The sequence below is a fragment of the Methanosarcinales archaeon Met12 genome, assembly GCA_002813105.2.
In the GTDB taxonomy this organism is placed as follows: domain Archaea; phylum Halobacteriota; class UBA148; order UBA148; family JAJOKI01; genus JAJOKI01.
On sequence record CP017966.2, the window covers coordinates 382,085 to 403,293 of the forward strand.

Sequence of the window (21,209 nt, forward strand, 5' to 3'; positions counted from 1 at the left end):
GTATGGAGTGGCTAAAATCCCGCACAGATACTCTACTCGCGCCTCTGCTTCTCCAGATACGAATATACCGCACCGTGTGGTGCGCCATCAATCAACATCCCGATCGCTCTTCGCGCAATCTCCACCCGCTCTATCGCTCCGATGATTCCTATGGTTTTTCCATACACAGAAATTTTCACATCACTTAAGTTCTCTATTACCTCCCGAGCCCTTCCATCTTTCCCGATTATTCGTCCCTTGATGCGCATGATATCCTTCTGCGTCGTGAATATCTTGGATAGGTCGATGATATCAGATACAAGCGTTTCATCATCGAGCAATCGAAATGCATTTTCTTCGCTGAACCCACGACCAATTGCTTTAATTACCTCTCCGGCGTTCATCTCGCCAATAGGGTCCAATGACTCTATTTCGATGCTGCCGCTTTCGCTGTCGATGCGAATGGTCGTACCGGAGCGCTCTTCAATCGTCTTCTTTGTGACTCCTTTGTTCCCGATGATCACGCCAACCCGCTCAGCCGGCACTTTGATGTGGATCATCTTTCCCTCCCCTCTTAATCTCTGCGATTAGCCCCTCTTCGGAACACTCTACGCCCAATTTTCTGAAAAATCTGACGATGTTCCCTACATCGCGGACGAAAAACTCTTCGGCGTGGGGGTGGCTCAGAAGCACTGATTGTCCCATATCGATGAATATCGGTTCGCCGTAGTACATGATGTTGTACTCACTCAAGTCTGCGTGGACCAGTCCTGCCTTATGATACAGTAGCCTCATATATTCTGTTATTTTCTCATAAGTCCCAACTGGATCCTCGATCTCCGATGCAACTTCCTTCAGCAAGGGTGCATGGATGCCATCTTTCCCGATAAATTCCATCACCAGAACGTTACGCTCAGATATTATCGGCATGGGAACTCGAACGCCAGCATCGTGTGCCCTCATCAGATTTCGCAGTTCTTTTTTAGTCCATGCTATCACGATGTCCTTTTTGTCGTGCTTTATGCTCTTAAATCTGGGATCGCCAGTTATATATTCCTGCATTGCCCTGAAGTCACTGGTTGTAATACGGTATATCTTCACGGCTATCTCACCTTTTTCATCGAGAGCATGAAACACGTTCGCCTCCTTCCCGGTGCTCATAACTCCTCCCAAAGAACGGATGAATTTCTTATTTGAAAGCCGATACAGGGCTTTCAGTGTCGGAACGTCAAATACTCCTTCCTCGACCTTTAGGTCATCTGAGTCCTTTATCCTGATTCGTAATCGTTCGGCCCTTCTTATTTGACATCCCCGCCTATTCCTGCAAATAGCCCCTGCGCTGTAACCAGGATACTTGAGGTCCCGTATATCTCCAAATCACGTCCGCTTTGGCGTCCTGGAAGCTCCATGGTATGACTATCACGACGTCGTCTTCGCGTATCCAGCTCCGTTTTTTCATCTTGCCTGGTATTCGCGCCATCCTGGTTACTCCATCCATACATCTTACCCTTATCCGATTGGCGCCAAGCATGCTTTCCACGATGGCGAGAACTTCGCCATTTTGCTTGCGCGGGACGCGCACCCTGACTATTTCTTCTTGATTGTCCTTGTTGTTTTTATTATGTCTCAGCTTAGCACCTTCCGAATCGGCTCTAAAATTTGATTTATGTGTTTCATCGCACCTTTCTTGGCATCCAGCGGATGTACTGCGCCAGAGATAAAATCTCTTTCTAACTCGATGAACTGGCGGTAGTGAATATCTCCTCCAAACTTGGCATCACGTTCGATGGTAACCCCGGCTAATTTTGGAAAGATATGGTACTTGAATATGTCAATCACTGGATTGTTCTCTACCCGTCGAGGTGGACAAAATGCATTCATGAGCTTCTGGTCTACCTCTTCTGGTGAATCATCTACCGAGATATAGTTTTCCATAGATGAGGACATTTTTGCGCCATCCATTCCCACCAGTATGGGTGTATGTATGCACACGGGTGCTTTAAAACCGAGTTTGGGCAGGGCTTCGCGTGCAAGCATGTGTATCTTGCGTTGATCCATTCCCCCCACTGCAACATCTATGCCGAGCTCGAGCATATCTGCAACCTGCAGGATGGGATAGACTATATGAGAGGCTTTCATGTTATCCGGGTCTCTGGCCAGCAGCCTCATGCTCCTTATGGCTCTTTTTTCGGGAATATGCTGCATCAATTTTTGCCACCGCATTTGATATTCGGGAGTCATTTGAAAGCCGTCTTTTTCTGAAAAGCCACGTTCGTCAGAGCCGCCAAGCACGAATGTCGTCTTATCTGGATTGAGCCCAAGAGCCCCAAATACCCTTTTGTTTTCCTGCGCCATTTCCCGAATTTTCTCAAGCTCCCCTTTTTCATTCAGATATGCATGCAGGTCAGCCAGAAGCACAATTATATCAAATCCGGCATTTTGTAGGTCAACCAATTTGTTCACCGTGAGAAGATGCCCCATATGGATTTTTCCTGATGGCTCATAACCGACATATGCAGTTGGACGGTTCTTGGACTCGATTAACGCCTTCAACTCGTCCAGCGTCACGATTTCGTCGACGTTTCTGGTTATCAATGAGAGTTTGTCCATTTGAATCTACGTAAAAGAGGCTGGCAATCGTTTAATAGTTTTGGATTAAATAATGGTTCCGGTGGTCAAATTCTATCGATATATATAATAATGGTCTTTTTTGGAGGGGTTCGCATATAAGATAAGTAGTTATACGCCACTTGGTCGCCTGGACGCGAACCTTTATAAATTCAAAAGGGCTTATCATGAATAGGAAAGGTGCATGCAAATCCTGAGATAGGTATAAAATGAAAGAAGAAGTAAAAACGATATTATATGAAGTTGTTGAGAAACTAAAGAATGAATATAAGCCCCTGAAGATTATTTTATTTGGCTCTTATGCTTACGGCAATCCTAAGGAAGATAGCGACATAGATCTCTTAATTTTGAAAAATACTGATAAAAGAAGGGTTGATAGGTTTGTATGGGTTAAAAGAATAATCTATAATCCTAATTACAAAATACCTGTCTCTCCTCTGGTATATACTCCCAATGAGTTGGAGGAGCGCCTTAGGATGGGTGATGATTTTATAAAAGAAATAATCCAAAAAGGAGTTATCTTGTATGAAGGAGCAAGTAGTTAAAGAGTGGATTGAGAGAGGAAAACATGACTTAGAAGTCGCAAAAATTCTTCTCGCAGAGGAAGGATATTTTGATGTAGTGCTCTTTCATCTTCATCAGGCCGTTGAAAAATACCTGAAGGGATTTCTTATCCATAAAGGTTGGGAATTAAAGAAGATTCACGATCTTGAACTGCTTGTAACAGAAGCGATGAGTTTTGATGATGTGTTTCAAAAATATCTTGATTTTGGCAGGAAATTAACCGCATTCTATTATGAAGGACGGTATCCTCCAGGACCTATCACTCCTTATTCAAAAGAAGAGGTAGAAAAAATGATAGAAACAGCAGAGGAGATTATCAACAAGCTAAAAGAAGGAATAGAATGATAAGAGTGACCAACAGCAGATAACAGAGCATAAAAGGTTCGTGCCTAAAGGCACTCACCCAAATTTTTGCCTCAAAAACATTTTGAAAAAATGTTTCTTCTAAAAAATTCCTATGGAATTTTTGTTCACAAAAACTTCTTTTATACTGGAGTCGTTATATGAAATTCCGCTTGGCGGTTTAACAAAGAATTTAAAAACTAATAAAGTCTATTATAATGAGGAAGGTAAAAATGGTGAAAAAAATAGGCATTAATTTCAGAAAAACCTGCTCTTGCTCTGATAGCCATATAAATTGCCTTACCGCGAAGGAGTGGGTTAAAGGGCAAGTTGCTATTTGGGAACTATATTATGAAAAGAGGGATATTAGAGATAAAGACATACATCCAGCCGTATTTCCAATCGCTTTACCCAAAAAGTGTATAGAACTTTTTACCCATAAAGGAGAATTGGTTCTTGACCCTTTTGTAGGTATTGGAACCACTCTTGTTGCGGCACGAGATACAGGAAGGAACGCGGTAGGGTTTGATCTTAACCAAGAATATATTGATTTTGCTAATAAAAGATTTACTCAGGCACAATTAGACTTTGGGGAGAATACAAAACAGATTGCCATTTGTGATGATGCAATCAATATTCTAGAATACTTTGATAAAGAAACGGTATCATTATGCGTTACTTCACCTCCTTATGCCAACATGTTAAATCACAAAAGATTAAACAAGAGTCTCCGTAGTGATCTTCGTAAGAATAAACACTATAAAGAGGTTCAGCAGTATTCAAATAATCCACGAGATCTCGGCACAATGATGCTTAAAGAATACATAGGTGCACTTGCTGAGATTTACAAAGGAATTTTGCCACTTTTGAAGCCAAGGGCTCACTGTGTAATTAATGTTAATGATTTGTGGGAAAATAACCACAGATATCCAACGCATAGTTATATTATTGAATCTATGGAAAAAGTAGGCTATGAACTCAGAAATATAATCATCTGGGACAAAAGAAATTTAGTAAACAAGGTAGGTATTTTTGGATGGCCAAGCAATTACATTACTCTTAGTACAACCTTTGAATATATACTTGATTTCTGGAGAAAACCATGATCACCTATCCCAAATTGATAAAAAAATTGAAGAAAATAAAAGACATGGGTTATATTAAAACCCATAGAGCAGGAAATACAGGCATTGGGAAAACACTGGAAGACCTTTTAGAAATAACCGAAAATAATGTTCCCGGCCCAAACGCTGTAATGATTGAGTTGAAATCTGCAAGGAAAAATGTTTCAAGTATGCTTACCCTGTTTACAAAATCGCCTCTTCCACCTGGGGCAAATTCTATTTTATTGGAAAGATTTGGGTATGAAGGTAGACATGGTAGAAAAAGATTAGAAACAACGGTAAATGCTGTGAAATATAATCAATTGAAAGGAAAAATCGGTTTTAAAATTGATATCCAAAAAGATAGAGTAAATCTCATAACTGCTGAAAACGAGATTACGGCTTATTGGGATAAAGAAACGCTCAAGAATTATTTTGAAAGGAAGCTTCCAAAATTATTGTATGTGAAAGCAGGAACGAAGGGTAGTGGTTCTAATGAGGAGTTTTGGTTTAGTGAAGCCTGGTTATTAAGTGGTTTTGATTTTGATAGTTTTGTTCAGTTGTTGAAAGAGGGGACAATTCTTGTTGACATAAGAATTGGACAGTATCCTGATGGCAGAACGCATGACCACGGTACAGGGTTTAGGGTTTTTCCAGATAAATTGGATTTATGTTTCAGCCATAGAGAGAGGATAATGTGATGCGAAAGGCAATGAGAAAAATATCCGCCAAGCCGAACTCTGCGGAAACTTTCGGTTTCCTTGCCTCGCCTTCGGCTCGGTCATATAACAGAGCGTATCTGGCTCCGCTACGCTTCCCCCAAATTTATTTCTGGCAACCGAATAGAGAATATTAAATATACCTAAGTATACTATAGTATATGGTGGTATATAATGAAGGCAACGACAATAAAAATCTATGAAGACACTAAAAGTAGATTAGATGCCTTTAGAGAATATAAAAACGAAAGTTATGATGAAGTTATAAAAAAAGTAATTTATATTGCAAAAAATGTTAAAGCAGAGCCAGAACTTAGTATAGAAACACTCGAAGCAATCAAGAAAGCGAGGGAAAGAATCAAAAGAGGGCGCTTCTTAACCGAAGAAGAAGCTAGAAAGCGGCTAGGGTTGTAATGTACACAATCACTTTTGAACGATTAACAGGAAGAACAGACTACAAATTAAGAGTGGGTGATTATAGGGCAATAGCAGACATATCACAGAAAAATAAAACAATCCAAGTCACATTAATAGGACATAGGAAAAACATATACAGGAATCTATGATATGTTAGAAATCAACTCTCCGCCCGCATCTTGATCATCAGATTTGTTCCAATACTGATAATTCCAACAGATACTTTTTAACTAAATGCAGATGAATAGTATTGGAGATTGATATGGCAATTCATCCAATTGAATACCGATATGGCACGCCTGAGATGAAAAGAATCTGGACCGAAGAGGCGAAGCTCAGGAAGCTGTTGGAGGTAGAGAGAGCGCTGGCAAAGGCAGAGGCAGATGTGGGATTGATTTCGAAAAAAGCCGCAGAGGCGATTGCTGCCGGCATCAAAAAAGTCACCGTGGACAGGGTCAAAGAGATCGAGGAGGACATTCATCACGACATGATGGCGGTGGTACTTGCACTGGCTGAACAATGCGGAGACGCTGGTGGATGGGTTCATTTCGGCGCCACTTCCAATGACATTCTGGATACGGGGCTGGCACTCCAGTTGAGGGATGCCGTAGAACTTTTAGAGGCGAAACTGGATAAGCTGAATAATGCATTGCTCAATCAAGCGGAAGCGCATAAACACACCGTCTGTGCTGGCAGAACGCACGGCCAGATCGGAGTCCCGACTACATATGGGCTCCGCTTTGCAATATGGGCATCCGAAGTGGACAGGCATCTCCAGCGGCTGGACCAATTGAGGCCCAGGATTCTCGTCGGTCAGATGAGCGGTGCGGTGGGCACTGGAGCCGCTTTTGGCCCTGATGCAATTAAAATCAAGGATAAAACGATGAAACTATTGGGATTAGACGCAGTCGATGTCTCCAATCAGCTCATCCAGCGCGATAGACATGCAGAGTTCATAATGTTCCTGGCGAATGTCGCAACGACACTTGACAAGGTCTGCATCGAGATTCGAAACCTCCAGCGCAGTGAGATTGCCGAGGTAGAAGAAGGCTTTGGCACCAAACAGGTGGGTTCGTCCACCATGCCGCACAAACGCAATCCGATAAAATCTGAACAGGTATGCGGACTGGCTAGAGTTATTAGGGCATATGTGGAGCCTGCCTTATTGAACAACACGCTCTGGGATGAGCGCGACCTGACCAATTCCTCGTGTGAGCGGATTATCATCCCTGAAGCGGTAATCCTCACCGACCACATCATCAATCTGACGGCGGACATCATCAAAAACCTTCGATTCAACCCCGAAAACATCCGCCGCAATTTAGAGCTCTTGCGTGGAGTGAACATGGCCGAAGCGGTGATGATAGCGCTGGCAAAGAAGGTTGGAAGACAGGAGGCACACAGGGTCGTCAGAAAATGCGCGATGGAGGCGCATACATCAGGTGAGCACATGAGAGATGTCCTTCTTAAAGAGGCAATTGTCACCAAACATCTCACGCCTGACGAGATCGAGCATCTGATGGACCCAAACAATTACATCGGCACGGCCGTCGAACAGGTGGAGAGCGTCGTGAAGAAATTGAGGAGATAACCAAAGGATACCCCCGACATGATAAGCGACGAAGGAACTGTCGTCAAGCTCCTCGGTGATGCGTTGCAAAAAGCGGTTGCTGAAAGACTTGCTCCAAAAACAGGGCTCGCGTTTTCTGGCGGAGTGGACAGTTCGCTGATAAGTGCAATGGCTCGAAGTGATATAAGTGATATGAATCTATATTCCGTTGGATTTGAAGGGTCTCACGACCTTCGACATGCCCAGTATGCTGCTGAATTGCTGGAACTGGATGGCAACCTGCACACCAAAATCATCACCCAGAAAGAGATAGAGGAGCATATACTGGATGTCATACGGTCGGTCAAGAGCTCTGACCTGATGGCGATCGAAATAGGACTTCCGCTGTTCATCACGGCCAGAGAAGCGCACAAGGACGGCATGAAGGTAATGCTCTCTGGGCAGGGCGCGGACGAATTATTTGCAGGGTATCAGCGCTATATACGAAGTGTTGAATTTCCGAAGGAAATACAACTCCGCCATTTCTTCAAAATGGCGCACTTGCATCTTGCAGATGAGATAGAAAAAGATGTCAAGAATCTTGTCGAGATCGGCGTTAAAAGAGACCACGCGGTGGCATCTGCAAACTCCATTGAACTGAGAACGCCATATCTCGATCGGAATGTCATCGAAATAGGTTTGCAGATAGCTCCAGAATTGAAAATCCGTAAAAAAGATAGAACTTATATGAGGAAGTACATTCTGAGAAGGGTAGCCGAAAACATCATACCACATGAACTCGCTTGGATGGAAAAGAAGGCAATGCAATACGGCACTGGTGTGCACAGAGAGCTTGGCAAGCTTGCCATATCCCGTGGATTTGAGAGCACCAAGTGCTACCTCACCTCACTTGCGCAAGAAGTAATTTAGTGATAGATATGATTACCAAAAGAGATGTAGAACACATCGGATGGCTGGCAAGGATAAAACTGACAGAAGAAGAAAAGAGTAAGTTTACGGAGCAGTTTAACTCCATATTGGACTATTTTGAGAGACTGGATGAAGTGGACCCGGATGTGCCTCCCGCCCATAATATATCTGGACTTGTGAACGTTTTTCGGGCTGATGTCGTGAGAGGTTCCATGAGTCGGGATGATGCCCTCGACAATGCGCCCAAGAAGGAGGGGGAATTTTTCAAAGGTCCGAGGGTCGTGTAGACATGAACGTCAGCGAGGCAAAAAAGAGGGCAGAGGATGAATCCGTGGAAGAAGTAGTCACATCCCTATTTGACAATATCGAAAAAAGCGAGCTAAACGCATTCATAACCCTTGCAAAGGAGAGCGCATTGAAGGAGGCGAGGAAGGTAGACAGAAACGGTGCGAAAGGGGCACTGGGAGGGATTCCAATTGCGCTCAAGGACTGTATCTCTACCAAGGGCATAGAGACTACGTGTGGCTCCAGAATTCTAAAGGGATATGTACCGCCCTATGATGCTCATGTCGTCGAACGATTGCGGGCAGAGGGTGCAATCATAATCGGAAAAACGAACATGGACGAATTTGCGATGGGGCCATCCACGGAAACCAGTTATTTTGGCCCCACCAAGAATCCGCATGATTTGAGCCGCGTGGCAGGTGGCTCTTCTGGCGGAAGTGCAGCAGCCGTGGCAGGAGAGGGTGTTCCAATTGCGCTGGGCTCGGATACTGGCGGGTCGGTCCGCTGTCCTGCATCATTCTGCGGCATAGTGGGATTAAAGCCAACCTACGGACTGGTATCCAGATATGGATTGATCGCATATGCCAATTCGTTAGAGCAAATCGGCCCTTTTGCTTGCAACGTAGAGGATGTTGCGCTCCTCCTGAATGTGATCGCAGGCTATGACCCAAGAGATTCGACCTCTATGGATAAAAAATGTGAATACACGAAAGAGCTCAGGGACGATGTATCCGATGTAAAAATAGGCGTGCCAAAGGAGTTCTTCGGCGAAGGTATCGATGAAGATGTGGAAAAAGCGGTATGGGATGGCATCAAAATTCTGGAAGACGTGGGCGCATCCTACACAGAAATCAGCTTGCCGCACACCAAATACTCCCTGGCAGCTTACTATATCATCGCGATGTCGGAAGCCAGCTCCAATCTAGCGCGATTTGATGGGCTTAGATATGGTCTTCGTTTGGGAAAGGATGAGGATTGGCATACCACGTTTTCAGAGATAAGGGCACAGGGTTTTGGGGAGGAAGTGAAACGAAGGGTCCTCTTGGGCACATATGCGCTCTCAGCTGGGTATTATGGAAAATATTATCTAAAAGCGCTAAAGGTGCGCACGCTGGTCAAGCGTAATTTTGATGCTGCGCTGAAAGATGTAGACGTCCTTATCACGCCGACCATGCCGTTCCCAGCGTTCAAGATAGGCGAAAAGACCGATGACCCGCTGGCTCTGTACTTGGCAGATGTGAACACCGTTCCGATTAACCTGGCAGGCGTGCCCTCCATATCGGTCCCATGTGGATTCTCGGGAAAACTGCCGATCGGCATGCAAATCATCGGGCGCCACTTCGATGAGGGCAAAATCCTAAGGATGGCATATACCTTCGAACGACATGCAGGGGTGAGATGTTGAAGAGCCGTAAAGAGCCTGGGGACGTTATCATTGGTCTAGAAGTCCACGTGCAGCTGAACAAACTCAACTCAAAGCTGTTCTGCGGTTGTTCACCTAAATACCACGATGCCGAGCCAAACACGCATACGTGCCCGGTCTGCCTTGGGCTGCCTGGCGCATTGCCTGTCCTGAACGAGGGTGCCGTAGTGGATGCCGTCAAGGTAGCGCTAGCGTTGAACTGCAAGATCGAGGAGCGGACGCTATTTTATCGAAAGAACTACTACTATCTTGATCTGCCGAAGGGCTTTCAGATTTCACAATACGATTATCCGATTGCTATAGATGGAAAAATCAGCGTTAATGGGACAGGAGGGGGCGAGCGCCATATCAGGATCAGAAGGGTGCATATAGAGGAGGACCCGGCACGACTGGTGCATAAAGGTCCCATCGAATGCTCGCGATATTCATTAATCGACTATAACAGATCTGGCGTGGCGTTGATCGAGGTGGTGACAGAACCAGACCTGCGATCGCCAAAAGAGGCGAGGGAGTTCCTGAATGTGTTGAGGAACATACTGGAGTATTTGGATGTCTTTGACGAGTCTCTGGAGGGTGCCCTAAGGGTCGATGCAAACATATCACTGGCAGGCGGAACCAGAACCGAAGTGAAAAACATATCCTCCTACAGAGGCGTGGAAAAGGCGCTGTTGTTCGAGATTGTACGCCAGAAAAACCTGGTGCGGAGGGGCATCAAAATCACGCAGGAGACGCGCCATTACGATGAGAAAAGGGGAGTCACGATCTCGCTCAGGACTAAAGAAGAGGAGCAGGACTACAGGTATTTCCCGGAACCTGACCTGGTGCCGCTTGGAGTGTGCAACAGGATTGATGATATCAGAGAGAGTTTGCCAGAGCTGCCAGATACTAAGCGCCAGCGATTCGTCCAACAGTATGGCATATCAGAGTATCATGCAAAAGTGCTCACCTCTGAACTAAGGCTATCTAACTTTTTTGAAACCGTCGCATCTGAAATAGACCCCATTTTAAGCGCCACATGGATTGCAGACGTTTTGAAGGGCGAGTTGAATTATCGCGGCTTGGGCATCAGCGCATTTCCACCCAAACACATGATACAAATTTTGCAAATACTGAGGGGGAAAAATATCACGGAAAAGAGCGCAGTGCAGGTCATACGAACGATACTGGACAGGGGCGGTGAGCCGGCCGATATCATCAAACAAAAGGGCCTTATAAAAGTAGAGGAAAGTACAATTGCCAAGGCAGTCGCCGAGGCCATCAAAGAGAACCCTGCTGCAGTTCAAGATTGCCGCAATGGAAAAAATGAGGCGCTGCATTTTCTTATGGGACAAGTGATGAAGAAGACGCACGGAAGGGCAGACCCAAACATAGTTAATAAATTGCTAAAGGAGAAGTTACAATGCACCTGATAATCACCGAGAAAAACAATACGGCAAAGAGAATTGCGCAAATTCTATCAAAGGGGTCGGTAGAGCAGAAGAAGATTGACGGAGTAAACATATATGAATACGATGACAGTACGATTGTTGGATTGAGCGGTCACATCGTCACCATCGATTTTCCAGATAGATATAATAACTGGTCAGAGGTGGAGCCGCACGAATTGATAGAGGCCGAAATCATCTCAATTCCGGTCCAAAAAAAGATCGTCAACGTGCTCAAAAAACTGGCGAAAAAGGCAGACAGAATCACGATTGCTACCGATTACGATCGAGAGGGGGAGTTGATTGGCGTGGAGGCGCTGCGGTTGACCCTGTCAACCGTTCCAGTGGACAGGGTGCGGTATTCAGCAATTACGCCATCCGAGATCGCCAATGCGTTTTTAAACCCATCTAATATCGATTTGAACCTGGCATCAGCAGGCGAGGCGCGCCAGAAGATCGACCTGGTGTGGGGTGCTGCGCTGACCAGATTTATCTCGCTGTCATCGCGCCGCCTCGGCAAGAATTTTCTTTCGGTCGGACGTGTACAGAGTCCACTGCTTGCTCTGCTGGTCAACAGAGAAAAAGAGATAGAGGCATTTAAGACGACGCCATACTGGGAGATTCATGCGCTGTGTCGAAACGGCGGCGAATTCACCGCAAAGCATGAAAAGGGGCGCTTTCTGGAGAAGGGCGAAGCCGAATCTATCATATCACGACTGGGTAGAGAGGGAATTATCTCCAAGTTGGAACAGGAAGAACAGATTGAGAACCCCCCCATACCGTTTAACACAACCGAATTTTTAAGGGCATCCAGTGCGATAGGCCTCTCGCCTGCAAATGCAATGAGAATCGCCGAAGGGCTATATATCGATGGATGGATCAGTTACCCGCGCACGGATAACACGGTCTACCCAAAGAGCCTTGATACGAGAGAGATTATCAGGTCATTATCCAAACACGACGAATTTAAAGAACATGCTGATGCCCTGCTTAAAAAAGATGTGTTAAAACCCACCAGGGGCAAAAAGGAGACGACCGACCATCCTCCCATATATCCAGTCACAGCTGCGAAAAAGAGCGCTCTGGGAGTGGACGAGTGGAAGATTTATGAACTCGTCGTGCGGAGGTTCTTTGCGACATTTGCAGACCCTGCCATATGGGAGAATACCAAAGTTTCGGTCGATATCGGCGGCGAGACTTTCAAAGCAGACGGACTGCGGTTACTCGACGCTGGTTGGCGCTGGCATTATCCATATAATACTCCTAAAGAGACAATCTTGCCCTCACTGAGAAACGACGAGCAATTGGATATCGTAAAAGTCGATTTGATTGAGAGAGAAACTAAACCGCCGAAACGATATGGACAGGGTACCCTGATCAAGAAGATGGAAGATCTGGGACTCGGCACTAAATCCACGCGACATGAGATGCTGAGCAAGTTATATGCACGTGGATATGTGTATGGAAACCCGGTAAGGCCCACGAAAACAGCGATGGTAGTAGTCGATACGCTGGAGAGGTATGCAGAAATAATCACCCAACCAGATATGAGCAGGACGCTCGAAGAGGACATGGATGGGATTGCAGAAGGGCGAATTAGCGAGGAGGCGGTGGTACAAGAATCAAAGGATATGCTGAACTCGGTATTCGGGGTTTTAAACGAGAGACGCGAGCATATAAGCGATTCGCTCAGGAAAGGATTGCGCGAGGAGAACATCATCGGTGCCTGCCCAGAATGCAGTTCGGACCTGACCGTACGTAGATCCAAGAGAGGAGGGCGCTTTATAGGATGCACAGGATACCCAGATTGTACTTTCACGCTGCCCCTCCCGAAAAGCGGGCGTCTGATCGTCACCCAGAATAGCTGCGAGATTCACGGACTGCATATGGTTAAAATCATAAGCAAGGGGCGCAGGGCGTGGGACCTCGGATGCCCATATTGTAATTATATTGAATGGCAAAAATCGAAGAAGGAGTGAGAATTGGATTAAAAGATTGTTAAGTGGAATTTTGCTTGGCGATTATAGAAGGAAGCATAAATATGAATAAAATAGAGTTGAAATCTATAAAAATCTATAATATAAAGAATCAAATAAGATAAGATTAAATATATTAACTTTTAGACATCATTATCATGAAGTATAAGGTTATTATCCACTCTCTGCGAGAGATGTGATAAAGGCTCTCTCAAAAGCTGGTTTTTAAGTCCATCATGTTTGACGCGAAACCTATATATTATATGATGCACGTGTACTAAAATATGATACAATTGTATCAAAAAATTACACAACTGAAAGTACTACATCATTTCCTGGAAAATCCATATGAGTCCTTTTATTTAAGGGAGATTGCTCGTCTGTTAAATATGAGTCCTATGACCGTAAAAAGAACGCTGGATTTGGTAGTAAATCAAAGATTTTTGACAAAAAAGAAAGTGAAGAATCAGATACTTTACAGAGCCAACATGGACAGCGCTGCCTTCAAACATTTTAAAATCGCATACAATCTTGCGTGGCTTGAAGAGAGGAGAGCTGTGAAGATCATCAGAACAACGATGAAAAATGTGAGGGCAATTCTTTTATTCGGGAGCTACGCAAAAGGAGAAAATGATGCGAAAAGTGATGTGGATTTATTGGTAGTTTCAAGAGACAGACAAACTCCAGATCTCGCTGAGCGTCTTGAACATCGTGGTAGAGATTGGTTGGACATCGGTAGAGAAGTAAATTTACTTAACTTTTCTATCACTGAGTGGTCAAGACAGGCCAAAGAGAATAGAGCGTTGTATCTAGACGTAATCACGGAAGGTATCGTGCTCTACGGGACGAGGCCGGTGGTAGAATGAGTCTAGACGAGTGTTACAGGAAACGATTGCTGAGGAAAGGTAGGCCAGACAAACTTAAAGCCAAAAAGGCTATTGAAATCGCTGAGCAAAAACTATACAGGGCTACGGAATTGTTTGACCATAATTTTCCGGATGAGGCGATGGTTGCGAGCTATACTGCGATGCTCCAATCTGCCAGGGCGTTATTGTTCAAGGACGGCGTATTTGAGAGGAGTCACTGGTGCGTCATCGAATATCTCAGAGAAAATTATGTCAAAAAGAGGTTGTTAGAGCCAAGCCATGTAAATTGGTTGGATATTTATAGACAAGACGCGCAAATTTATTAAAGCGATTAAAAAATTAGTGTGATTGGTAATTATATTTACTTTTTGATCGCCCTAACGATCTCCTCAATCTTAGACCGCACGTCGCCCCTTTCCACAGCCGTTCCAGTTACGATGACGTCTGCGCCTGCCTTAACACATTGTCCTGCAGTCACGCCGTCCCTGACCCCACCGCCAACGATGAGTTTGGTATCGCCAATGGCCTCCTTGACCGCCTTGATCATAATGGGCGGAACTGATTTATCTGCGCCTGACCCTGCTTCAAGATAAACCCAGCGCATTCCAAGATATTTTGCTGCAAGCGCGTAGGCTGCCGCCAGTTCTGGCTTTTCCCTTGGAATCAACTTGGCATCTCCCACCCAGCCAACCGTTCCGCCAGGTGCGATGACGATGTACGCCATTGGAATGGGCTCGATGCCGTATTTTTTGATGAGAGGCGCCCCGAGAGCCTGGTGAGTGATGAGGTATGTCACGTCTCTGGAATTCAGTAAGGTCATGAAGAACACCGCATCCGCATGTTTGTTCAGCCCACCCGCATCGCTTGGAAACAGAATCGTCGGCAGGTCCACTTGTTCTTTGACCGCCAATATGGTCTGGTCGAGTTTTGTGCCACCTGCCCCTGTAGAGCCACCGACCATGATGGCATCGGTTCCACCTGTGGATGCTTCAGCCGCTATCTTTGCTGCTACCTCGGGGCTCTGTGAATCCGGGTCTATTAACGTCAGGTGTGCGGCTCCATCCCGTCGAATGACCTCATTGAGGTGTGCTTCTACCGTCACGCTTATCCCTTTCCTGCCTTGCTCATCTTGGATTTCATTCGCAATCCTGTATAACCGCATTTTCTGCATCTGTCAGCCCGTACCGAATTGCGCGCTTTACATTTCATGCATATTTTAACATTGAGTAATTTTTTCTCTGCCTCTGGAAATCGTGCCATGATATCATCTCCATTCGTATGACGTTTAACAGTCAATATAGCATTTAATATTAACCTTAATCTTAACAAATTCTACAGTATTCTATAGTATTATAGTATGGTTATGCTCTTTAATATAACCAATATACCAGAACACCCAAAGGCAAAAAGAGTATATATAAGAAAAACAATCACTATATCATAAAGCACAAGAGGTGAACTTTATAATAGGTTCTACAGAATTACTGTTGCTAATATTGTTGTTATTTATTGGTGGATTGTTCTCTCTTTCCTTTAAACCAATTAGAAAAGCAACTGGGGCAGTTTTAATTGTCGCTGGAATAATTTTTAGTCTTACTGGAATTGGCATGATTATTGGGTTGCCACTAATCTTTTTTGGAGTAATATTAGTCGTAATTTAAGACGTGTACACTCCGACGGTGGAAAGGGCAAGAGTATGGCAGACCCTCAGATGATATAGCTATTGTCTATCCCAATCATAGTAGCTATAAAATCTTCCTTGGTATTTCAGTTCCAAACTTTGTAAAAACTATGGAAAACCATTATAAATCACATATACCCCTCCTGAATTTCAATCACTTCCTTGCTATCCTTTGCCCCCGAATACTCTTCCAGTGGCGCCCTGTTGAGTTCTAAAAATTCCAATCCCCACTTGAATTTAGCGAGAATTTGTTCTGCCCGTTCCCTTTGTCCAAGAATATATAATGCTGCCGCCAGCGCCTCGACACTGCTCAGCTTGAACGGTTTGCCATAGTTAACGGGATTTGCGGCAAGCAAGAACGGCAACGCTCTATGCACCATCCGTTTTTCCCTGAGCAAAGAAAAAACCCGTTCAACCTCTTCCCACGAACAATCAAGCACGATGATGCCCTTCTGTGCCCATTTCCCGTCGACAGGAGAAAATGCCCTTTCCGCGGTGGGGTCGAGCAATATCGCGCCAGAAGGTAGCCTTTTTATAGCATTGTACAATCTAACCATGCCGAGCCGCACCAATTTTTTAGCAGTGCATTTCTTGGGCGCGCATTGGTGCGCGTGATATACATATAAGGGGACATCCATCATCGACATTTATTTACGTCCAAAGCATATTAACCCTTAAGAATGCGCCGATAGTCTAGTGGCCATGACATGGGCCTTCCAACAACCTTTTAAAAAAGGGTGGTTCCTGCTTCGCGGAAACACCTTCACTCTGCGTAGCAGAGGTGAAGGTTGATCAAAAAATGTGCTGCACTCGCTAACGCTCGGCAGCACTAAGGAAATTCTCACAATAATCAACTACAAGAACGATCAACCTGCTCACTGCTCCGTGTGGCAGATGGAACATCTGCCACTCCGTCTAAATCTCCGGATTTAGTCGGCAGTGAGAGGGCCTCTACGAAGTAGCGGCTCCTGTTTGCAGGTTGGTTTGCAGGTTGGAACAGCGCGACCCCATGACCTATTGAGCGAAGCGAGATAGGTCGTCGAAATGATCAACCTGTTTGCAGGTTGGTTTGCAGGTTGGAAGATAGCCCATGACCCGGGTTCAAATCCCGGTCGGCGCATTAAAGAGGAGTCCAAGTGAAGCAGAAAAGCTGGATACGCGACATGGCGAAACAGCGCATAGAAAGGCTGTTTGAACTTGCCGAACAGGAATTCAGGGAGCATCCAGAAAGGAGCGACATATATATCCACCTGGCAAGGCGAATCGGAATGCGCCACAACGTCAGGATTCCGAGAGAACTGAAGAGACGGATGTGCAGGCACTGTTACTCTTATCTCGTGCCAGGTGGCAACGCGCGTGTGCGACTGCGGGGAGAATACGTGGCAGTAACCTGCCTATCATGTAAAAAATTGATGAGATATCCATATGGACAAAAAAAGGCTATATAAACTCAAGTCAGATGCGGCATTGCTCGACCCGGTTATGCAGGTTGGCAAAAACGGCGTTACGGAAATGCTTGCAGATGAGTTGAAAGGGCAATTGAAGAAGATGCGCCTTGTCAAGGTCAAATTCCTTAGGTCTGCTACGGATGGCGCAGGGATAGAGCAAGTTGCACAACAGCTCTCTCAAGCGACAAAATCCGAGTTAATCGAGATAAGGGGGAGAACTGCAGTATATTTTAAAAGATGAGCGATAGATTAATCAACTATCATATTTCCTTAGTAGGACGAATATTATAAGTAGGTTCACGTTATTGAATGGAGGTTGAATATGACGACGGTTTATGATGTGCCAGCACATGAGCTCATAATTAAAGTAGCAGAGCACTTAAAGAAGAATGAAAAATGTACGCCACCTGAGTGGGCGGCTTACGTAAAAACAGGTGTGCACAAAGAGCTGTCACCGTTGAATTCTGATTGGTGGCATATCAGGTGTGCATCAATCCTCAGGCGAATATACATAGATGGCCCAGTAGGAGTGGAGCGGCTCAGATCATTCTATGGCGGGAGGAAAAACAGAGGGTCACGGCCCGAGCGATTCTTCAAAGGAAGCGGTTCAATTGCACGCAAAGCGCTCAGGCAATTAGAAGATATAGAGTACGTTCGCACCATGAAAAACGGCCGGGTCATCTCGCCACAAGGTAGGTCATTTCTGGATAAAATCGCAAATGAAGTTAAATCTAAATCTGCGTGAAGAAGATTTCGCCCTGTGCCAGTTCGAAGAACTGGTAGAGTTGTAATCCCGAAGGGATTTCAACATCGTAAAATATTGAGCGTGATATAATGGTCGACGAAATCGAAGATATCAGGAGAAGAAAACTAGAAGAATTGAGGCGGACACAGATGCAGGCGGCACAAGAAGATGCAGTACATGCAGAGGTACTTGCCAAAAAGCAGGCAATTCTCCGCCAGATACTGACGCCAAGTGCGAGGGAGAGGCTCACAAATATACGAATGACGCGCCCCGAATTTGCCAGTCAAATAGAGGGGCAGTTAATAATGCTGGCTCAGAGCGGACGGTTGCAGGCGATGATCGACGATGGCCAACTCAGGCAGATATTATTGCGGATTCAGCCAAAGAAGAGAGATATAAATATTCGACGAGGTTGAAGGGGTGAATGATGAGTAAGAAGACAAAGGGTAAAAAGATGAAATTGGCAAAGGCTACTGCCCAGAATCGACGCGTTCCTGTCTGGGTGATAATGAAGACCAACAGGACAGTGACGACACATCCAAAAAGACGAAGCTGGAGACGCAACGATTTAGACATATAGTGCTGGTGATAACATGGCAGATGGAAAAGAACAGATTTATACGATCCCATTGAAAGATACAAAAAAGGTGCCGAGATGGCGGAGAAGTAAAAGAGCGATGAAGGAGATTAGAGAATATTTAATAAGGCATATGAAGGTCGACCCGGAAAAGCTCCACTTGGACGAAAGCATAAATAAAAAAATCTGGGAGCGCGGAAGTGAAGCTCCGCCCTCCAAAATTCGAATTAAAGCGATGAAATTCGAGGACGGGGTCGTCGAAACGGAAGTTGTGAAGTGATTGGTATAAATGCCAGATAAGTTGTATATTAATGGAAGTCCATACATCGGCGTATTTGGCACAAGCACCGAGGATGTCGTGGTCCTACCGACAAACATTCAAGAGCACGTATTCAAGGAAATATGTAAGGCATTGGATGTCCAGGGCGTAAAGACGCTTATCGGGGGCAGTTCTGTGCTGGGTGCGCTGATATGTGGAAATTCTTCTGGTTTTATTGTGCCACAATATGCACTGGATGACGAAATTGCAAAACTCGAAAAACATGTGCAAGTTTCAAGATTGCAGGGCAAGATGACCGCGGTCGGAAATTTAGTCCTATCAAACGATAGCACTGCAATGGTACACCCGGACATGTCTAAAAAAGCGATCAGGGCAATCAAGGATACCCTAAACGTGGAAGCATATAAAGGAACAATAGGCGGATTGAAAACTCCTGGGGCGGCAGGAGTGGCAACCAACAAAGGTGTGCTGGTCCATCCCAATGCTACCAGTGCAGAACTGAAGTTTCTGGAGGATATATTTAACCTGCCGGTGAACGTCAGCACTATAAACTATGGGCATAAGTTGATCGGTTCTGCACTGCTGGTAAACTCGAAGGGATATGTAGCCGGAGGAGATACAACTGGGCCCGAACTGGGAAGAATCGAAGAGACTCTTGGCTTTATATGAGGTGATATTTATGAAGAAATACATCGTACAGGGAGAATTCAGGGCAGGAACGGAATGGGAAAAATTTACGAAGATGATTTCAAGCCAGAATGAAAAGACAGTAGTTGAAAAAACATACTCCTTGATGGGCAGCGAACATGGCCTAAAAAGGAATTTTGTTAGAATTCATTCGGTAAAAGAAAGAATTCGTTAGAATTCATTCGGTAAAAGAAAGAATTCGTTAGAATTCATTCGGTAAAAGAAAGAATTCGTTAGAATTCATTCGGTAAAAGAGGAATGAAAATGGACAAAGATGAGCTTCAAGATATCGTCGCCATGACACAAGAATATCAAGCCAGGGCGGGAATATATCAGCAGCAGCTCGCGCTAATCGACGTCTCGCTGGGTGAGTGCGAGAGTGCCATAAAGACGCTTGAAGAATTGGAGAATAAAAAAGCAGGTGAAGAGCTCCTGGTTCCAATTGGTGCAGGGGTGTACATGCATGCTACAATAACCCGGGCCGATGATGTCTTGATGGAGCTCGGCGCCAGCATAAGTGCAGAGAAGAATATAACCGAGGCAAAAGACGCACTGGTAAAGAGAAAAACTCAACTGGGCAAAACGCACGAGCATTTGGGCAAAAGTTTGCGCGAAATATACGACGAGATGCAAAAATTGCAGATGAAAGCAGCGCAATACAGGTGAGTCGATGTTCAATGACCTGAAGAAGACGTTCGGTGCTTTTATAGAGGAAACGAAAGTGTTCCTTATCGAACGTGAATTCATAATAGATGAAAAGAGCCTGGAAACGCCATTATGGAGCCTCGAACTGGCGCTTCTCGAAGGTGATGTCGCACTGCCGGTGGCAGAAGATATCGTCCAATCCGTGAGAACTGAACTACTCGGCACGACAAGAAAATGGCGCACCGATCTCGACGAAATTCTGAAGGATGCGCTGCGCAAAGCAATAGCAGATGTATTTACTGCTAATTGTTTCGATTTTGATGAATATATAGAAAAAGTCGAAAAACCAGAGAACATCGTTTTTGTAGGAGTCAATGGAACTGGAAAAACGACCACGATTGCAAAAATCGCTCACCATCTGGCAAACAGAGGATACTCGGTCGTCATGGCATCCGGCGACACGTTTCGCGCTGGAGCGACCGAACAAATAGATAAACATGCCGAACGGCTGGGGATTAAGCTGATCAAACATCAGCCTGGAGCAGACCCCGCTGCAGTGATATATGATGCAATTCAATACGCAAAAGCGCGACAAAAGGATATCGTCCTCTCGGATACTGCTGGGCGCATGCACACGAATATAAATCTGATGGATCAACTCAAGAAGATATGCAGGGTGACCGACCCGGGTCTGGTCATATTCGTCGACGAAGCCACGGCTGGCAACGACGCTGTCGAGCGGGCGAAACAGTTCAATGATTCCATCGGCATCAATGGATCGATTCTGACGAAAGTGGATGTGGATGCAAAGGGTGGAGCTGCGCTTTCAATCGCATTTATCACGGGAAAACCGATATTATTTCTTGGAACTGGTCAAAAATATGACGACCTGTCTAAATTCAAACCAGATTGGCTATTAAATCGATTATTTGAGGGATAGG

Annotated in this window: 30 protein-coding genes, 1 tRNA gene and 1 pseudogene; 24 read left to right on the plus strand and 8 right to left on the minus strand. The window is 45.1% G+C overall.

The genetic code is table 11. The features are described from left to right. Window positions 1-32: 32 nt before the first annotated feature. Genes BME93_02485 through BME93_02500 form a run of 4 tightly spaced genes read right to left on the minus strand, consistent with a single transcriptional unit; the run spans window position 33 to window position 2,589 of the window. The gene (locus BME93_02485) at window positions 33-539 is read right to left on the minus strand and encodes a KH domain-containing protein (GenBank protein ATZ61013.2); all 507 of its coding nucleotides are present in this window, start codon (window positions 537-539) and stop codon (window positions 33-35) included. Beyond that, window positions 514-1,308 carry a serine protein kinase RIO gene (locus BME93_02490; GenBank protein ATZ61014.2) on the minus strand — a complete coding sequence of 265 codons (795 nt, stop codon included), beginning with the start codon at window positions 1,306-1,308 and terminating at the stop codon, window positions 514-516. The genes BME93_02485 and BME93_02490 overlap by 26 nt, the downstream gene beginning before the upstream one ends. Further along, window positions 1,295-1,609 carry a translation initiation factor eIF-1A gene (gene eif1A / locus BME93_02495; protein ATZ61015.2) on the minus strand — a complete coding sequence of 105 codons (315 nt, stop codon included), beginning with the start codon at window positions 1,607-1,609 and terminating at the stop codon, window positions 1,295-1,297. The genes BME93_02490 and eif1A overlap by 14 nt, the downstream gene beginning before the upstream one ends. Beyond that, on the minus strand, window positions 1,606-2,589 hold the full coding sequence (locus BME93_02500; protein ATZ61016.2) for a tyrosine--tRNA ligase: 984 nt from the start codon (window positions 2,587-2,589) through the stop codon (window positions 1,606-1,608). Before BME93_02500 ends, eif1A begins: the two co-directional genes overlap by 4 nt. Before the next feature lie 227 nt (window positions 2,590-2,816). Between BME93_02500 and BME93_02505 the strand changes: the two genes are divergently transcribed. The 13 genes from BME93_02505 to BME93_02565 all read left to right on the plus strand — a co-directional run bounded on the left by BME93_02505 (window position 2,817) and on the right by BME93_02565 (window position 14,531). Further along, the gene (locus tag BME93_02505; GenBank protein ID ATZ61017.2) at window positions 2,817-3,152 is read left to right on the plus strand and encodes a nucleotidyltransferase domain-containing protein; all 336 of its coding nucleotides are present in this window, start codon (window positions 2,817-2,819) and stop codon (window positions 3,150-3,152) included. After that, window positions 3,133-3,516 carry a HEPN domain-containing protein gene (locus BME93_02510; GenBank protein ATZ61018.2) on the plus strand — a complete coding sequence of 128 codons (384 nt, stop codon included), beginning with the start codon at window positions 3,133-3,135 and terminating at the stop codon, window positions 3,514-3,516. Before BME93_02505 ends, BME93_02510 begins: the two co-directional genes overlap by 20 nt. A 215-nt stretch (window positions 3,517-3,731) precedes the next feature. Further along, window positions 3,732-4,619 carry a DNA methyltransferase gene (locus BME93_02515; GenBank protein ATZ61749.2) on the plus strand — a complete coding sequence of 296 codons (888 nt, stop codon included), beginning with the start codon at window positions 3,732-3,734 and terminating at the stop codon, window positions 4,617-4,619. Beyond that, window positions 4,616-5,317, plus strand: coding sequence for an MvaI/BcnI family restriction endonuclease (locus BME93_02520; protein ID ATZ61019.2), 702 nt, complete (start codon window positions 4,616-4,618; stop codon window positions 5,315-5,317). The genes BME93_02515 and BME93_02520 overlap by 4 nt, the downstream gene beginning before the upstream one ends. 192 nt (window positions 5,318-5,509) lie before the next feature. Beyond that, window positions 5,510-5,749 carry a hypothetical protein gene (locus BME93_02525; GenBank protein ATZ61020.2) on the plus strand — a complete coding sequence of 80 codons (240 nt, stop codon included), beginning with the start codon at window positions 5,510-5,512 and terminating at the stop codon, window positions 5,747-5,749. A gap of 265 nt (window positions 5,750-6,014) precedes the next feature. Next, the gene (purB, locus tag BME93_02530) at window positions 6,015-7,343 is read left to right on the plus strand and encodes an adenylosuccinate lyase (protein ID ATZ61021.2); all 1,329 of its coding nucleotides are present in this window, start codon (window positions 6,015-6,017) and stop codon (window positions 7,341-7,343) included. An 18-nt stretch (window positions 7,344-7,361) separates the two neighbouring features. After that, window positions 7,362-8,231, plus strand: coding sequence for an asparagine synthase-related protein (locus BME93_02535; GenBank protein ATZ61022.2), 870 nt, complete (start codon window positions 7,362-7,364; stop codon window positions 8,229-8,231). Window positions 8,232-8,239: 8 nt separating this feature from the next. Then, complete coding sequence (gene gatC / locus BME93_02540; GenBank protein ID ATZ61023.2) at window positions 8,240-8,518, plus strand: Asp-tRNA(Asn)/Glu-tRNA(Gln) amidotransferase subunit GatC; 279 nt, start codon at window positions 8,240-8,242, stop codon at window positions 8,516-8,518. A gap of 2 nt (window positions 8,519-8,520) precedes the next feature. After that, window positions 8,521-9,921: an Asp-tRNA(Asn)/Glu-tRNA(Gln) amidotransferase subunit GatA gene (gene gatA / locus BME93_02545; protein ID ATZ61024.2), complete on the plus strand. Its 1,401-nt coding sequence runs from the start codon at window positions 8,521-8,523 to the stop codon at window positions 9,919-9,921. Next, window positions 9,915-11,348 carry an Asp-tRNA(Asn)/Glu-tRNA(Gln) amidotransferase subunit GatB gene (gene gatB, locus BME93_02550; GenBank protein ID ATZ61750.2) on the plus strand — a complete coding sequence of 478 codons (1,434 nt, stop codon included), beginning with the start codon at window positions 9,915-9,917 and terminating at the stop codon, window positions 11,346-11,348. Before gatA ends, gatB begins: the two co-directional genes overlap by 7 nt. After that, a complete protein-coding gene (locus BME93_02555; GenBank protein ATZ61025.2) occupies window positions 11,339-13,342 on the plus strand; it encodes a DNA topoisomerase I in 2,004 nt (667 codons plus the stop codon). The genes gatB and BME93_02555 overlap by 10 nt, the downstream gene beginning before the upstream one ends. A gap of 386 nt (window positions 13,343-13,728) precedes the next feature. After that, a complete protein-coding gene (locus BME93_02560; GenBank protein ATZ61026.2) occupies window positions 13,729-14,205 on the plus strand; it encodes a nucleotidyltransferase domain-containing protein in 477 nt (158 codons plus the stop codon). Next, entirely contained in the window at window positions 14,202-14,531 is a 330-nt protein-coding gene (locus tag BME93_02565) for a HEPN domain-containing protein (protein ID ATZ61027.2), read from the plus strand. The genes BME93_02560 and BME93_02565 overlap by 4 nt, the downstream gene beginning before the upstream one ends. Window positions 14,532-14,566: 35 nt before the next feature. On the opposite strand, the gene BME93_02570 is transcribed toward BME93_02565, so the two are convergent. The 4 genes from BME93_02570 to BME93_02585 form a co-directional block, all read right to left on the minus strand. Beyond that, window positions 14,567-15,307 carry a geranylgeranylglyceryl/heptaprenylglyceryl phosphate synthase gene (locus BME93_02570; protein ID ATZ61028.2) on the minus strand — a complete coding sequence of 247 codons (741 nt, stop codon included), beginning with the start codon at window positions 15,305-15,307 and terminating at the stop codon, window positions 14,567-14,569. A 2-nt stretch (window positions 15,308-15,309) separates the two neighbouring features. Next, window positions 15,310-15,465, minus strand: a complete 156-nt coding sequence (locus BME93_02575; protein ATZ61029.2) for a 50S ribosomal protein L40e — start codon at window positions 15,463-15,465, stop codon at window positions 15,310-15,312. 178 nt (window positions 15,466-15,643) lie between these two features. After that, window positions 15,644-15,814 (minus strand): hypothetical protein, encoded by a 171-nt coding sequence (locus BME93_02580; protein ID ATZ61030.2) that lies wholly within the window; start codon window positions 15,812-15,814, stop codon window positions 15,644-15,646. 200 nt (window positions 15,815-16,014) lie between these two features. After that, window positions 16,015-16,533, minus strand: a complete 519-nt coding sequence (locus tag BME93_02585) for a DUF367 family protein (protein ATZ61031.2) — start codon at window positions 16,531-16,533, stop codon at window positions 16,015-16,017. Between the two features lie 35 nt (window positions 16,534-16,568). Here BME93_02585 and BME93_02590 point away from each other — a divergent pair. The 11 genes and pseudogenes from BME93_02590 to ftsY all read left to right on the plus strand — a co-directional run bounded on the left by BME93_02590 (window position 16,569) and on the right by ftsY (window position 21,208). Then, a tRNA-Gly gene (locus BME93_02590) sits at window positions 16,569-17,006 on the plus strand. A gap of 43 nt (window positions 17,007-17,049) precedes the next feature. Beyond that, window positions 17,050-17,334 carry a ribonuclease P gene (locus BME93_02595; protein ATZ61033.2) on the plus strand — a complete coding sequence of 95 codons (285 nt, stop codon included), beginning with the start codon at window positions 17,050-17,052 and terminating at the stop codon, window positions 17,332-17,334. Beyond that, window positions 17,312-17,575 carry a YhbY family RNA-binding protein gene (locus BME93_02600; protein ID ATZ61752.2) on the plus strand — a complete coding sequence of 88 codons (264 nt, stop codon included), beginning with the start codon at window positions 17,312-17,314 and terminating at the stop codon, window positions 17,573-17,575. Before BME93_02595 ends, BME93_02600 begins: the two co-directional genes overlap by 23 nt. Before the next feature lie 81 nt (window positions 17,576-17,656). Then, window positions 17,657-18,079 (plus strand): 30S ribosomal protein S19e, encoded by a 423-nt coding sequence (locus BME93_02605; protein ID ATZ61751.2) that lies wholly within the window; start codon window positions 17,657-17,659, stop codon window positions 18,077-18,079. A gap of 89 nt (window positions 18,080-18,168) precedes the next feature. Further along, on the plus strand, window positions 18,169-18,495 hold the full coding sequence (locus BME93_02610) for a DNA-binding protein (GenBank protein ID ATZ61034.2): 327 nt from the start codon (window positions 18,169-18,171) through the stop codon (window positions 18,493-18,495). 11 nt (window positions 18,496-18,506) lie between these two features. After that, the gene (locus BME93_02615) at window positions 18,507-18,659 is read left to right on the plus strand and encodes a 50S ribosomal protein L39e (protein ID ATZ61035.2); all 153 of its coding nucleotides are present in this window, start codon (window positions 18,507-18,509) and stop codon (window positions 18,657-18,659) included. A gap of 13 nt (window positions 18,660-18,672) precedes the next feature. Beyond that, entirely contained in the window at window positions 18,673-18,936 is a 264-nt protein-coding gene (locus BME93_02620) for a 50S ribosomal protein L31e (protein ID ATZ61036.2), read from the plus strand. A gap of 9 nt (window positions 18,937-18,945) precedes the next feature. Continuing rightward, a complete protein-coding gene (locus tag BME93_02625; protein ID ATZ61753.2) occupies window positions 18,946-19,605 on the plus strand; it encodes a translation initiation factor IF-6 in 660 nt (219 codons plus the stop codon). A gap of 10 nt (window positions 19,606-19,615) precedes the next feature. Further along, window positions 19,616-19,798, plus strand: coding sequence for a 50S ribosomal protein L18Ae (rpl18a, locus tag BME93_02630; protein ATZ61037.2), 183 nt, complete (start codon window positions 19,616-19,618; stop codon window positions 19,796-19,798). 89 nt (window positions 19,799-19,887) lie between these two features. Then, the gene (pfdA, locus tag BME93_02635) at window positions 19,888-20,289 is read left to right on the plus strand and encodes a prefoldin subunit alpha (GenBank protein ID ATZ61038.2); all 402 of its coding nucleotides are present in this window, start codon (window positions 19,888-19,890) and stop codon (window positions 20,287-20,289) included. A 61-nt stretch (window positions 20,290-20,350) separates the two neighbouring features. Further along, a pseudogene (gene ftsY / locus BME93_02640) lies at window positions 20,351-21,208 on the plus strand (signal recognition particle-docking protein FtsY). Window position 21,209: the final 1 nt, after the last annotated feature.

Coding starts and splice junctions, on each gene's coding strand:
- pfdA (ATZ61038.2), top strand. CDS start 19,888: ATGGACAAAGATGAGCTTCAAGATATCGTCGCCATGACACAAGAATAT.
- BME93_02625 (ATZ61753.2), top strand. CDS start 18,946: ATGCCAGATAAGTTGTATATTAATGGAAGTCCATACATCGGCGTATTT.
- BME93_02580 (ATZ61030.2), bottom strand. CDS start 15,814: ATGCCAATTCCAGTAAGACTAAAAATTATTCCAGCGACAATTAAAACT.
- BME93_02565 (ATZ61027.2), top strand. CDS start 14,202: ATGAGTCTAGACGAGTGTTACAGGAAACGATTGCTGAGGAAAGGTAGG.
- BME93_02520 (ATZ61019.2), top strand. CDS start 4,616: ATGATCACCTATCCCAAATTGATAAAAAAATTGAAGAAAATAAAAGAC.
- BME93_02510 (ATZ61018.2), top strand. CDS start 3,133: ATGAAGGAGCAAGTAGTTAAAGAGTGGATTGAGAGAGGAAAACATGAC.
- BME93_02610 (ATZ61034.2), top strand. CDS start 18,169: ATGGTCGACGAAATCGAAGATATCAGGAGAAGAAAACTAGAAGAATTG.
- purB (ATZ61021.2), top strand. CDS start 6,015: ATGGCAATTCATCCAATTGAATACCGATATGGCACGCCTGAGATGAAA.
- BME93_02515 (ATZ61749.2), top strand. CDS start 3,732: ATGAGGAAGGTAAAAATGGTGAAAAAAATAGGCATTAATTTCAGAAAA.
- BME93_02555 (ATZ61025.2), top strand. CDS start 11,339: ATGCACCTGATAATCACCGAGAAAAACAATACGGCAAAGAGAATTGCG.
- BME93_02500 (ATZ61016.2), bottom strand. CDS start 2,589: ATGGACAAACTCTCATTGATAACCAGAAACGTCGACGAAATCGTGACG.
- BME93_02620 (ATZ61036.2), top strand. CDS start 18,673: ATGGCAGATGGAAAAGAACAGATTTATACGATCCCATTGAAAGATACA.
- BME93_02605 (ATZ61751.2), top strand. CDS start 17,657: ATGACGACGGTTTATGATGTGCCAGCACATGAGCTCATAATTAAAGTA.
- BME93_02615 (ATZ61035.2), top strand. CDS start 18,507: ATGAGTAAGAAGACAAAGGGTAAAAAGATGAAATTGGCAAAGGCTACT.
- BME93_02585 (ATZ61031.2), bottom strand. CDS start 16,533: ATGTCGATGATGGATGTCCCCTTATATGTATATCACGCGCACCAATGC.
- BME93_02575 (ATZ61029.2), bottom strand. CDS start 15,465: ATGGCACGATTTCCAGAGGCAGAGAAAAAATTACTCAATGTTAAAATA.
- BME93_02525 (ATZ61020.2), top strand. CDS start 5,510: ATGAAGGCAACGACAATAAAAATCTATGAAGACACTAAAAGTAGATTA.
- BME93_02505 (ATZ61017.2), top strand. CDS start 2,817: ATGAAAGAAGAAGTAAAAACGATATTATATGAAGTTGTTGAGAAACTA.
- BME93_02535 (ATZ61022.2), top strand. CDS start 7,362: ATGATAAGCGACGAAGGAACTGTCGTCAAGCTCCTCGGTGATGCGTTG.
- BME93_02560 (ATZ61026.2), top strand. CDS start 13,729: ATGAGTCCTATGACCGTAAAAAGAACGCTGGATTTGGTAGTAAATCAA.
- gatC (ATZ61023.2), top strand. CDS start 8,240: ATGATTACCAAAAGAGATGTAGAACACATCGGATGGCTGGCAAGGATA.
- BME93_02485 (ATZ61013.2), bottom strand. CDS start 539: ATGATCCACATCAAAGTGCCGGCTGAGCGGGTTGGCGTGATCATCGGG.
- BME93_02600 (ATZ61752.2), top strand. CDS start 17,312: ATGGACAAAAAAAGGCTATATAAACTCAAGTCAGATGCGGCATTGCTC.
- gatA (ATZ61024.2), top strand. CDS start 8,521: ATGAACGTCAGCGAGGCAAAAAAGAGGGCAGAGGATGAATCCGTGGAA.
- gatB (ATZ61750.2), top strand. CDS start 9,915: ATGTTGAAGAGCCGTAAAGAGCCTGGGGACGTTATCATTGGTCTAGAA.
- BME93_02595 (ATZ61033.2), top strand. CDS start 17,050: ATGGCGAAACAGCGCATAGAAAGGCTGTTTGAACTTGCCGAACAGGAA.
- rpl18a (ATZ61037.2), top strand. CDS start 19,616: ATGAAGAAATACATCGTACAGGGAGAATTCAGGGCAGGAACGGAATGG.